6 protein-coding genes are annotated in these 13111 nt (G+C 52.3%); all 6 read left to right on the forward strand.

What is annotated here, in order from left to right; all coding sequences use genetic code 11:
* Positions 1-220 precede the first annotated feature (220 nt).
* The 6 genes from SK33_RS06530 (at position 221) to SK33_RS06555 (ending at position 13100) form a co-directional block, all read left to right on the forward strand.
* On the forward strand, positions 221-1762 hold the full coding sequence (locus SK33_RS06530; protein WP_003037736.1) for a peptide MFS transporter: 1542 nt from the start codon (positions 221-223) through the stop codon (positions 1760-1762).
* A gap of 63 nt (positions 1763-1825) precedes the next feature.
* A complete protein-coding gene (locus SK33_RS06535) occupies positions 1826-2860 on the forward strand; it encodes a Gfo/Idh/MocA family oxidoreductase (RefSeq protein ID WP_048218391.1) in 1035 nt (344 codons plus the stop codon).
* 53 nt (positions 2861-2913) lie between these two features.
* Positions 2914-3132, forward strand: coding sequence for a zinc ribbon domain-containing protein (locus tag SK33_RS06540; protein ID WP_003037742.1), 219 nt, complete (start codon positions 2914-2916; stop codon positions 3130-3132).
* A gap of 201 nt (positions 3133-3333) precedes the next feature.
* Positions 3334-5532, forward strand: a complete 2199-nt coding sequence (gene sinH / locus SK33_RS06545) for an intimin-like inverse autotransporter SinH (protein WP_048218388.1) — start codon at positions 3334-3336, stop codon at positions 5530-5532.
* A 58-nt stretch (positions 5533-5590) separates the two neighbouring features.
* Positions 5591-6547, forward strand: coding sequence for a SinI family autotransporter-associated protein (locus SK33_RS06550; protein ID WP_048218387.1), 957 nt, complete (start codon positions 5591-5593; stop codon positions 6545-6547).
* 133 nt (positions 6548-6680) lie between these two features.
* A complete protein-coding gene (locus tag SK33_RS06555; protein WP_048218386.1) occupies positions 6681-13100 on the forward strand; it encodes an adhesion domain-containing protein in 6420 nt (2139 codons plus the stop codon).
* The last annotated feature ends 11 nt before the right edge of the window (positions 13101-13111 follow it).

Consider the following 13111-nt stretch of genomic DNA (forward strand, 5'->3'; position numbering starts at 1 on the left):
GTCAATCACTATTCGTTTTTTACCAAGTTTAAATCTAAGAAAGTAGACAATTGTCGAGTTTTCATCTTAAAGTCCCCCTGTTGGTACTAGACAAAACTACTGCCAGGTTATCAAATGGTTAAATAAATCTTCGCCGCATGTAAAAAATCGACCAGCTATGTAACTGGTCGGCGTACATCGCGGTGTTTACACGCACGACGACATAACTTTCGGGAGAATTATGCAATCCTCTGTTAATCAAAAAGAAAGCCGAACTTTCTTCGGTCATCCTTATCCGCTCGGCTCATTGTTCTTTACTGAGATGTGGGAGCGTTTTTCGTTTTATGGCATTCGTCCGTTACTGATCCTGTTTATGGCGGCTACCGTTTATGACGGCGGCATGGGACTGGCGCGTGAAAATGCCTCGGCGATTGTCGGTATCTTTGCCGGTACCATGTATCTTGCTGCGCTGCCAGGTGGCTGGCTGGCGGATAACTGGCTTGGTCAACAAAAAGCGGTATGGTATGGCTCCATCCTGATAGCACTTGGTCACCTGTCGATTGCGCTCTCGGCCATCATGGGTGACAACCTGTTTTTTATTGGCCTGATGTTCATTGTGCTCGGTTCTGGCCTGTTCAAAACCTGTATCTCGGTGATGGTGGGTACGCTGTATAAAAAAGGCGATGCGCGCCGTGACGGCGGTTTCTCGCTGTTCTACATGGGTATCAACCTGGGTTCCTTCATCGCGCCATTGATCTCCGGTTGGCTGATTAAAACTCACGGATGGCACTGGGGTTTTGGTATCGGTGGTATCGGAATGTTGGTGGCGTTGCTCATCTTCCGTATCTTTGCCGTTCCGGCGATGAAACGCTACGATAGCGAAGTGGGCCTGGACTCGACCTGGAACAGCCCGGTTGTGAAACGTAATGGTGTGGGCGCGTGGCTGCTGGCGCTGGCAGTTGGTGTAGCAATTGTTGTTACCCTGATTGCGCAGGGAGTGATTGTGATTAACCCGGTCGCGGTTGCCAGCATGCTGGTGTACGTGATTGCCGCGTCAGTTGCGCTTTACTTTATCTATCTGTTCGTCTTTGCGGGGCTGAACCGTAAAGAACGCGCCAGGCTGCTGGTTTGCTTTATCCTGCTGGTTTCCGCTGCGTTCTTCTGGTCTGCCTTTGAGCAGAAACCTACCTCGTTCAACCTGTTCGCCAACGACTACACTAACCGTATGATCGGCGATTTTGAAATCCCGGCAGTATGGTTCCAGTCGATTAACGCTTTGTTCATCATTCTGCTGGCCCCGGTATTCAGCTGGGCGTGGCCAAAACTGGCGAGCATGAATATTCGCCCAAGCAGTATCACCAAGTTTGTCATCGGCATTCTCTGCGCAGCGGCGGGCTTTGGCGTGATGATGCTCGCGGCGCAAGACGTGCTGGCAAATGGCGGCGCGGGTGTTTCTCCATTCTGGCTGGTAGGCAGTATCCTGATGCTTACGCTCGGCGAGCTGTGTCTGAGCCCAATTGGTCTTGCGACCATGACGCTGTTGGCACCGGAAAGAATGCGTGGACAGATGATGGGTCTGTGGTTCTGCGCCAGTGCGCTGGGTAACCTGGCCGCGGGTCTGATTGGTGGTCATGTGAAGGCCGACCAGCTTGATATGCTGCCAGATCTCTTCGCGCGCTGCTCGATTGCGCTGCTTATCTGCGCCGCGGTACTGATCGTTCTCATTGTTCCGATTCGTCGCATGCTGGAGAATACACAGACTAAACCGGCAACTAGCGCCTGATAGCACCTCGATGATGCCGGGGCAGACGTTATGCCCCGGTAATTCAACTTTTGAGGTGAGAACATGCTGTTAGGATTTGTTGGGCTGGGCGCAGTCGTTGAAACGGCATACTTGCCCGCATTACGTAGCCTCTTCGGTGATTCATTACGCTGTGTGGGGTTTGATGTTCAACCCACAAAACAGCCAGCAGGTGTGACGCGTTGTACGTCGCTCGAAGTGCTGTTTACTCAGCCTCTTGATACCCTGTTCATCACGACCGCATCCTTGCATCACCTTGAGGTGCTTGAACAAGCCCTGGCCTCTCCCATCGCACGTATCGTGGTTGAAAAACCTATTGTCGCCACGCTCTCCCAAATTGAAAAACTGAAAATGCTGCTGGCTCAACCAGGAGCCGCCGACCGTGTACTGGCACTCGACCACTGGATGGCGCGCATCGAAATGGTGAAACGAGGGGTGGTCAGCACTTTTGCCGAGATTGTGAAAATCGAAGGTTTTTTGCAGGAGCCAAGTGGATTTAACGTCGCAGGGGAGCCGATAGCGCTTAACTTTGCCACCGGTGAACCGGACACGCGTGAACTTCGCCACCCGGATGGCGTGATTCTGGATATCGGTACGCACGTGTTAGCAATGCTGCGGGAAACGGTACGGTATCTGGGAGGGAATAATGAGATGGTGCTGCGGTTAGTGAGTGCTAAAGACCGTCTGGGACGTGAGATCCCCCGGAGTGACCTGACCACGGCAGAAGGCGAGGCGCATCTTCAGGGGCAGATTAGCGGCATTCCACTGGATATCTGGCTCAACAAATATGCGGGGCCAGCTGGTGGGCAAAAAGGTCTGCGGCTTTATCTGCGTGACGGACGTATTATCAGCCATGACCGACGCGGTACAGAAGATGTACTGGAAGTGATTGACGGCGAGGCGGTACAAAGCTGGAGCATTACCGGTACGATTTACGCCCATTGCCTCGCTGAGCAAATTCTGGGAGCGCAAAGTTTGTTTGAACGTTGTCCGCAGGAGGTGAGCCAAACGACACTGCGCAGGCTGGAAGAAGTGGAGTGCCTGTTAACATTGCAGCAGCAGTTACGTGGGCCACATTAAGCGCATGGTGTTAAAATAAAATCAGCAATACATTTTCTGTATAAGGACACGATATGTCGATTACCTGCCCGGATTGTCATGCAGAGCTGGAGCCACAAAATGGTGTGGCGCACTGCGAGCATTGTCACAAAGATATTCAACTGGAAGCGCGTTGTCCGGAATGCCATCTGCCACTGCAAGTATTAAAAGCCTGCGGAGCGGTGGATTATTTCTGTCAGAATGGTCATGGACTGATTTCGAAGAAACGCGTGGAATATAATGCCGTAATATAAATTATATTATGAATAATTTTTGCTGATTAATATTTTTATGAATACTAATCAGCTTTAACTATTATTACAAATGTTTTATCTTGCTTTGATAATTCGGCTGATTTTTTAGGATTATATTTAGGTTGTAAAGGCATTCATTAGGGTAAATCATAAATATAATGTTCCTGTTGTACAGCAACTTTGTTAATACAGGAACATGTTATGGCCCGAAGGGTGCGCTTTGTTATCTTGCTCGTGCTATCCGTTTCTGGCGCAGTTATTGCCGGGGACAATATTGTTGCGCCTGCAGCAGCAAATGACATAAGCGAGTCTACGTTGCCCGATCTCGGCAGTGAATCGGTACAAAAAGAACAGCATAATAACGAAGATCAATCTATTAAAGAGAAAGGTGCCGACTATTTTATTAATTCTGCGACACAAGGCTTTGAAAACCTGACGCCTGACGCGTTGAAATCACAGGCGCAAAGCTATTTGCAAAATCAAATTACCTCCTCCACGCAATCGTATATAGAAGGGTTAATGTCACCGTACGGAAAAGTACGGACCAGTTTATCTGTTGGCGAAGGGGGCGATCTTGATGGTAGCTCTCTCGACTATTTTGTTCCCTTATACGACAACCAATATACATTGATTTTTAGCCAAATCTCCGCGCAGCGTAAAGAGGATCGGACCATTGGAAATATCGGTTTTGGCTTGCGTCAAAATGTGGGGGATTGGTTACTCGGCGGCAACGCTTTTTATGACTACGATTTTACCCGTGGGCACCGTCGCTTAGGTTTGGGCACTGAGGCATGGACAGATTATCTGAAGCTCTCTGGCAACTATTACCATCCACTTTCTGACTGGAAAGAGTCTGAGGATTTCGAGTTTTATGAAGAGCGCCCCGCCCGGGGATGGGATATTCGGGCTGAAAGCTGGCTGTCATTTTATCCACAGCTCGGTGGGAAATTAGTCTACGAGCAGTACTATGGCGATGAAGTGGCATTATTTGGTACCGACAATTTACAAAAAAATCCCCATGCGGTAACCGTTGGTCTCAATTACATGCCTGTGCCGATGGTCACGTTGGGTACAGATTACAAAGCCGGCACTGGAGATAATGCCGACCTTAGCATCAACGCAACCGTCACTTATCAGTTAGGTACGCCCCTGGCGGCTCAGCTTGATCCGGAAAACGTAAAAATTCAGCGCTCTTTAATGGGCAGCCGTACCGATTTTGTCGAGCGTAATAATTTTATCGTTCTTGAATACCGCGAAAAAGATCCCCTTAATGTTGCGTTATGGCTCAAAGCCGATGCAACCAATGTCCATCCTGAATGCGTAATTGAAGACACGCCTGAGTCTGCGGTGGGACTGGAGAAATGTAAGTGGACGATCAATGCGCTTGTCTCTCATCACTACAAAATCATCTCCGCCTCCTGGCAGGCAAAAAATAATGCCAATCGCACATTAGTGATGCCAGTGGTAAAAGCTGATGCCCTCACTGAAGGGAATAATAATCGCTGGAATCTGGTCCTCCCGGCGTGGGTCAATGCGGATACAGAAGCACAGCGTACAGAGTTAAATACCTGGAAAGTGCGCATGACCCTGGAAGATGAAAAGGGGAATAAGCAAAACTCGGGTGCTGTGGAAATTACCGTCCAGCAGGATCGTAAAATCGAATTGATTGTCGATAACGTCGCTGACGCCGATCGTACCGATCATAGCCATGAGGCCAGCGCTTTGGCGGATGGCGTCGATGGTGTTGTGATGGACCTGGTGCTGACAGATTCATTTGGGGATACGACCGATCGTAACGGTAAAGCGCTGGTGGATGAGGCTATGGCGCCTGAACTCTATGACAGCAATGACAAAAAGGTGTCGCTTTCCTCCAGCGCTTGTACCGCCGAATTGCCCTGCGTCTTCATTGCCAGCCGTGACAAAAAGGCGGGAACCGTCACGCTCTCCAGTACGCTTCCTGGTACGTTTCGCTGGAAAGCGAAGGAAGACGCCTACGGCGACAGTAACTATGTTGACGTGACGTTTACCGGTGATGCGCTTGATGCGTTGAATGCGCTCATTTATCAAATGAACACATCTTCTCCCGTTAATTTGAGCGGCAAACAAGATAGACATCCTGTCGTCAATAATACCTATCGATTTGTACTGTGGCGTGATGCCAATAAAGACGGCGTTTTCCAGATGTCAGAACAACTGACAGAAGATGAAATGTCGCTTTATGACTATCAATGGGAATTTACCGGGCAAAGCGCGACGGGAAATACCGGAGCACAAGCCAATACCCGCAATGAAGATCTGGTGTTGCCAGCAACAAATAGAGAGGCTGCGCAAAAATTCGCTGCTCATGAGCAGGATGGTATTCAGGGCTATGGCATACGCGTGGTGTATAGCCAGAAATAGTGTCAGCGTAGTGGCTGACCAGCCAGTCGCTGAATGTTGAAGAAAAAGGAGAGTCTTGATGCAATTAGTATTAAAACGGCGGCTGACGAAGGTCGCACTGGCGTTGGCTGTGGCAGGGTATTGTGCTGTGCCTGCAGTCGCGGCTAATGGGAGTCTGAAAGCCGGTCAGTGGCAAAGTGCGACAGAAAGTACCGGTACTATTCAAGGGACTATCCCGTGGATTACACGGGCTGCAGATAAAACGTCGGAAACGGATAAAGCACATGTCACGGTGACGATTGACCGTGGTAGTCGAACCGTGGCAACTGAAGGTGACCGGCAGTTTCACGCGGGCGACAAAGTGACGGTCAACTGGGCTATCGGCGATACGGAAGGTGACCTGGATGCGGATAACACGGCGACCAAAGCGACTGTGCAGTGGATGAGCTATAGCGATCAGAATGGCGGCGATGCACAAGAGATAGGTACAAAAGGCAGCGACACCTATGAAATTCAGGCTGCGGATGCCGATCGCTACATCGGTATTAAAATTACGCCTACCACAACTACCGGCGATCCGAATGTTGCCACAGAATTGCTGCTAAACGATCTGTCGACCAACGCTGGCGGTGGTTCTGACGATGATGACATTCCGGAAGGTCCGGTGGTCGATGAAAATGTCCACGTCGTCATCTACGAGGCGGGTACAACAACCAATCTGTTGGGCACGAGCACCAAACTTAAAACCAACACCACCTATAAAGTGCTGCTGTGGAAAGATAAAAACGCCAGTCGCTCTTACGATGCAGGTGAAGAAGTTACCAGTGATTACAACTACCGCTGGAAATTCACCGGTAACAGTCTGCAGTTGGGCACTGTGGGTGGGATTGTCAACGCTACCTACAACAATAGCGATCTGGTTATTCCGCTTACCAACGCCGAAGCGAAGGCTGCCTTCGATAATGCCGATGGCGTTACCCTCGGCAACGATGGCGTCCAGGGCTATGGCTTGTCTATCGACTATCAACGTAAATAAAACCGTGCAAGACCGCTTCCTTGGGGAGCGGTTTTTCCGCGCCCTTTGTTTAGCTTGGGGTTAAGCAAAGTGTGTTGAAACGCGAACACAAAATAAATGGGTAGTGACTGCTCAAGGATGGGGGATCTGGCAGGTGAATAAAGTTTATCGCTCTTTACTGGCGTTAGCTCTGTTAATGGGTGCAGTGCCGGTACTTTCTGCACTAAAAAGTGGGGCATGGCAGGAGTTGCGCACAGCTACGGATGCGATAAACGGCACCCCGCCGACGGCGGACAGCGCGTTCGTTCCGGTTTATCAGGGCAGCGTTGTGCTCTCTCCCGGTGAAGCGCACGCTGTGGCCTTCAGCGCGATGCCCCGCGACTTCAGCGTTGACGATTCAGCCAGCGCACTGCAGTTGGCTAATCCGCTCGATACCGAGGGCGATCTGTTCGCCATACCGCCGCTGCGCTGGGAAAGCGAACAGGCGCCCGTTATCAGTTTAGTTTGGGCAGATGCCGCCACACCGGATGAACCGCTTAACCCGCAGCCGGTCGCCAATAAAACGTTCTGTGCGCAGAATATGGCCGGCGGGCATTACGTGGTCTGGCCGCAGCTGGAAGATAGCAGTGCGCTACCCGCGCTTTACCTCATTACGTCGACGGGAACACCGAACAGCAATACGGTTGCTTTAACCGAACAAAAAGTGGCGATTGACGTAGCTACCGCCGTGGGCGAGCCACTGTCACTCAGCGCCGTACCGATGGACGACACGTTAAAAGCAGCCAAGGTCAAAGCAGGGGAAAGTATCACGCTGACCGTTACCACCCGCGAGTGCGCCGGTAACGTGGTGGGCAATACCGCATTTATTATTACCCGCAGCGATGCGCTTAACCGCCAGAACATCGTCAACAATAATGCACCGGTACACGTTGGTGATACGGAACTGACCACCACGGCGACGGAATATCACGGTGTTACGGGCGCTGACGGCAAAGCGACAGTGACCGTCACCCAGGCAAACGGCCCCGGCGTAAAAACTACCCTGACGGTGATGCCGGCAAACAATACGGTGCTAAAAGACAGCGTCGATGTCATTTTCACCACCCTGACCAGCCCGGACAGCGACAAAGCGGCGATGTGGGGGCATATGGACGAAAGCGCTACGGCAAACGTCGATGGCGTCACCTATACCTTCACGCGTCCAAAACTGGCGGCGGAAACCAGTGGCACTAGTGCTACTTTTGCTGCCAACAATGAAATCTGGGCGCAGTTTACCTGGGATAGCGCGGATAACCACTGTGCTATTTTGCCGGATGCCGAACAGCTGGTGGCGCTGCGGGCCGCCCACAGCACCGCGGCGGCCTATCCCGGTTGGCCAATTGATACCTACTGGTCGTCCACGAAAGATCAGCTCGATATTTATCACTACGCCACCAGTATGGGGAGCGGGGCGGTGATACGAGAAAGCAACAGTACGGCTTTACTGGTGAGTTGCGTGGATAAAGCGCTGCCTTTAGCCTTTCCAAAAATCACCCTTTCTCCCGATGCGCCATACAAGGCGCAGGTCGGCGAGATGATTGATGTGATAGCCAGCGTGGTTGACCGGAATAACAACAAACCGTTGCCTTATCGTTACCTGGAACTGTTTGTCGACCCTGCGTCTAACCGCAAAGGGGAGCACAAAGATGAGTGGGATAATCAGCGGGTGGTTATCCGCAGCAATGATATGCGCGCGTCGTCCCCGGAGCATTATACCGGGGTGACAGACGCCAACGGGCAGGTGCATCTGTCATTGAGCCACGACAGCGGGGTGGGGGTGGACACGCCGATCCGCATTGTGATGAACGATGATGAAGGCGAACGAGTCACTCTGCCGTTTAACGTGATTTTCACCGTGATAACCAGCCCGGACGTTGACGGGGCGAATATGTATGGCCATATGCAACGGGGTATTGTGGAGAAGGGTAATCTCTACAAGCGTCCGCTATTGGCGTCCGAAACAAGTCATAAAACCGGTCAGCAAAGTGAAAATAGCGAAGAATGGGCCACCTTCGATTCTCTGATCTCTGCCACGAATCAGTGCGGCGCAGGGCAGGTACCTGATACGGGGTCGCTTGCAACGCTCTACGGCGAGCATCCTGATAATAAGCTCCTGACCGAATACGGCTGGCCGACGGCATCGGGGACCTATATTGCCGATGATGCCGCGCAGATGGCGTATTTCAATCTGGGCGATGGCAGTAAAGGTATCGGCGGAGTGGCCCATTATCTGACCTGTTCAGCCAATGAAATGGTGGCTCAACTGAGCGTCTATTTCAATGACGATGTCTCGTTACGCCTGCCCGTCGCCAAAGTTGGCGAGCAAATCAAAATGAACGTCCATTCACAAAATGCGCTGAATGGAGCAACGATAGCGAATGTGAAGTTTTCAGTCACCATGGGGCTCGGCAAAAATCGCAACGGGATGACCACCGGCTTTACTGACCCAAGTCAGGGGGAACTGCTATTTGACAGCGTTGCCTATGGCGCGGGTACATCTTCAATGACGTATGAGGGGACTACGGATGCTAACGGTGACGCGCAAATTATTCTTGAGCAGCCACGCGGCGTGGGGGTAATCACACCGCTAAGCGTAGTACCGATTGATTCACTGCTGAACTCGCCTATCTCGCGTAGCGTGAAGTTTACCGTTCCGACAAGCCCGGATACGCCAAAAGCCCATATGTGGGGGCATATGGTGGACGTCATAACCGTGGATAATCTCACGTTTGAACTCCCGAAACTGGCGGTAGAGGTGGGGGCGACCCGAACCCAGGATGAAGTGAATGAAACCTGGGCCCGCGTGATGCATGCCGATGCACTGGGAAATACCGCCGCCGGGGGATGTGCGCTTAATCGTCTGCCGCGTATCGACCAGCTTACCACTTTGTACAATGCCAACAATGACGGCGAGATACATACGGTTGCCGGATGGCCTGTGGGGCTTAACTACTGGTCCGTCACGTACGCCAGCCAGTCCAGCTGGCAGCAGATATCGTTGTCGGGTGGTGAAGTGACGGCGGGGGGCGATGTTTCGGATTACGTCAGTTGCCTGACCAGCGATAACCCGGCGGCGGCGTCCATCACCATTGAACCGGTGGATGCGTCGCAGTGGTATGACAACAACGTTAATAGCGTACATGCGGTAAGAGTGAAGAAAGGTGAGACGCTACAACTGAAGGTCACGGTGAAAGACGCCAATGGAAACCCTGTGCCGCAAGCGCCTTTTGTCATGAGCCGTGGTGATGGTTTTACCCGACAGAATGTTAAACATGCCGCTGGCAGCGGTGATGGTATTGTGTCGCCGGTGGTCATTGACGGCGAATCTGTTAACGATACGGCGACGAAAATCGGCGGCCTGACGGGCGAGGACGGCAGCAAAATCGTCAATGTGACCCGCCCGGATACGCACGGCACTAAAGTGGCGATAACGGCGGCGCTGTACGGCAATGCCAGCGTGAGTGCCAGCCTCGACACCATCTTTACGGTGGTCACCAGCCCCGACTCGGACAAGGCGACGCTGTGGGGGCATATGACGGACACGCTGACGGCGGCAGACGGTACGAGCTACCACCGGCCGCTGCTGTACGCGGAGCTGAGTAATACTCTCAATGTGATGAGCTATACGGAAGATAACGAGGCGTGGTCCCGTTTTTACGGCCCTGATGGCCGCAAGAACAATGCGGAGATGTGCGCGGCCGGGTATTACCCTACCATCGACGCTCTGGACGCGCTTTATCGCCAATACCCGGACAGAAGCATCAAGACGGCACAGGGCTGGCCGATAGACTACTCCTACTGGAGTGGTAGCTATGTGAGTAAGTTTTCTTCTGAAGCGCCCATCGATTTTTATGTCGTTGATCTGGATGATGGCAGTCATCATTCGGTGTCGGCGACGGATACCAGCGCCATGCAGTACCAGATTTGTACGAGTACGGGGGCTACACAGGCCACGACGATCGCGCTGACCTCGACGGTGGCAATAGACGAAACCGCGCAAGCGGTGAAAGTGAAGACGGGTGAAAGAGTGCCGTTAACGATCACCACCACGGATGCTGTCGGTAACCCGGTAGGGAACGCTGCGTTTACCCTGACGCGTGACCGAGGTTCGATACGCGGCAACAGTGCGCTTACTTCCTGGACCATACCAACCATGGAGCTGGTGCTGACCGGACAGGCGCCGCAGACCTGGCTTTATAACGGTACCTATTATGGGGTCACCGGCCCGGACGGCACGCTGTCTCTTGATGTAGGTGAAGATACTGGGCCGGGGTTGAAAACGGTGTTGAACGCCAGCTTGTATAAAACCCCAGCGGCAACCTCGTCGCTGTCGACAGTGTTTACCGTACTTACCAGTCCAGACAGCAGTAAAGCCCAGATGTGGGGGCATATGCCGGAGACCTTCACCGCCAGCAACGGCGCGGAATTTATGCGCCCAAGGCTGAGGTATGAGCTGAATTCAACCACGGATACGGAGGGGGTCATACAAAACAATGAAATGTGGTATACGGTGAAAAATGTAAATAGCGGGCGCGGGGCCTGCACTATGAGCCAAATGCCGACGGCGGCCGATTTAACGTCGCCGTATAACGATCACCCGGATAGTGCATTAACCGCTGATTACGGTCTTCCGATGATCGCCTCGTATGGATGGTGGGCAGGTGATAAGACGCTAAGCGGGCAAACGTCATTATATCAATACATAAATTTTCGTAATGGTGTCATGAACACAACGGCATCTTCGTCCCCGACCAACGTAACGCAGCTGTGTCTGACGGCACAACGTGAGTATGCTATTACGCTTGACTCTTCCATGCCATGGAATGAGACGTACGCAAGCTTCATGGGTAAGAAAGGTGAAACGTTACCGCTAACGGTTAGCGTAAAAAATGCTGCCGGCATCCCACAGGCCAATACCGTGGTGGTGCTGGGGCGTTCTTCATCGACCACGCGAGCCAGTACGGTGATATCAAACAACCAGGCTTACATGACCTTGACGCCCGTTACGCCTGAGGGGAGTGCGACGAGTTTCAATTCCGGTTCGTCGAAATGGTATGGAATGACGGATGCTGATGGTAAAGCGCAATTGGCGTTAGCGCAGGACAATTCGAGCGGCCTGAAAACGACGGTAACCGCCACGGTGGAGGGAGACAGTTTAGCCACGGTGAGTAAAAACGTAATCTTTTCCGTTCTCACCAGCCCGGACAGCGATAAGGCCGCCATGTGGGGCCATATGCCGGAAACGGTGACTAACAGCGCTGGCGTTACATTCCATCGCCCTTATCTTGCTGCGGAGACGTCGGGTTACGCTTCCAGCGTCAACAGCGGCAATGAACGCTGGCCGTTGAGGTTGCAATCCACCACGCTGACGGCCGGGAAGTCCGACTGTGATGAGGCGTATCAGCCTTTATTAAGCGATCTACAAACATTGTATGCAGATAATCCCAGCGGCGCATTGTTTGAACGTTATGGTTGGCCGGTGAATGAAAAATGGTTCTGGTTTGCGGTAGATCGCGCGGCGAATACCGGGAACTATCAGTCTATGCGGCTGGATGTGGGGAACGTATCGTCATCAAGTAGTTCAGGGAGTGTAACAGGGGCGCAGGTTTGCCTGGTCGACCCGCATTCACCGGTACCGGCGACGATTGAACTGACTTCCAGTATTGCCCTCGATACGGTAAGCGATGCGGTGAAAGTCAAAAAAGGAGAAGAGATCCCGCTCACCGTCACCATGAAAGACAGCAGCGGCAATCCGTCTGCGAATGCGGCATTTACGATTTCGCGTAGTCAAGGTCTGTCTCGCCGGGGGGAAGCGAAAACTACCGGGAACGGCGGCGTGACGGACGATCTTTTTCTGCAGGAACTGACGCCAGTGGCGACAACGGTGCTACTGGATGATCATATTGATGTCTATCACGGCGTGACGGGGGCGGGCGGTAAGGCGACGTTTAGCCTGCGTCAGGACACTGCGATGGGGCTGAAAACGGCGATTTCGGCGAAGATGGACGATTATCCTAATTTGACCTCTTCGCTTAACGTGATCTTTACCGTAATTTCCAGCCCCGATAGTGACAAGGCTCAATACTGGGGGCATATGCCGGAAACGGTGACCAGCAGCGATGGCGTAGTCTTTAAGCGACCACTGTTGATGAATGAAGCGCCGTCGCATGATAACACCTTTGGTTCTTACAGCATTGGCAATGAAACTTGGTCATTGTTTAACCATGGTGGCGCAGGGTTGGCAAGTAAATCTGGCTGTTCCGATGATCATCAGCCGACGCTGAAAGAAATGCAAAGACTTTACAGTGATTACCCGGGCGGTCAATTAGGTGAACGTTTTGGCTGGCCGATCGATCGCTCAAATATTGCCTGGTGGGTATTCGACAGAGTGGGCCAGAACTACCAGACCATCGATCTTACCAGCGGCTATGTGAATGCAACGAAAACGGCAAACGATAATCAGGCACTGGTTTGCCTGATGAATCCACACGCTCAGAGTGTCTCAACTTTACGTGATAAGCATAAGCGGCAATAAGAGAGAGTAAA

This window comes from Citrobacter sp. MGH103 (assembly GCF_001034475.2).
In the GTDB taxonomy this organism is placed as follows: Bacteria; Pseudomonadota; Gammaproteobacteria; order Enterobacterales; family Enterobacteriaceae; genus Citrobacter; species Citrobacter freundii.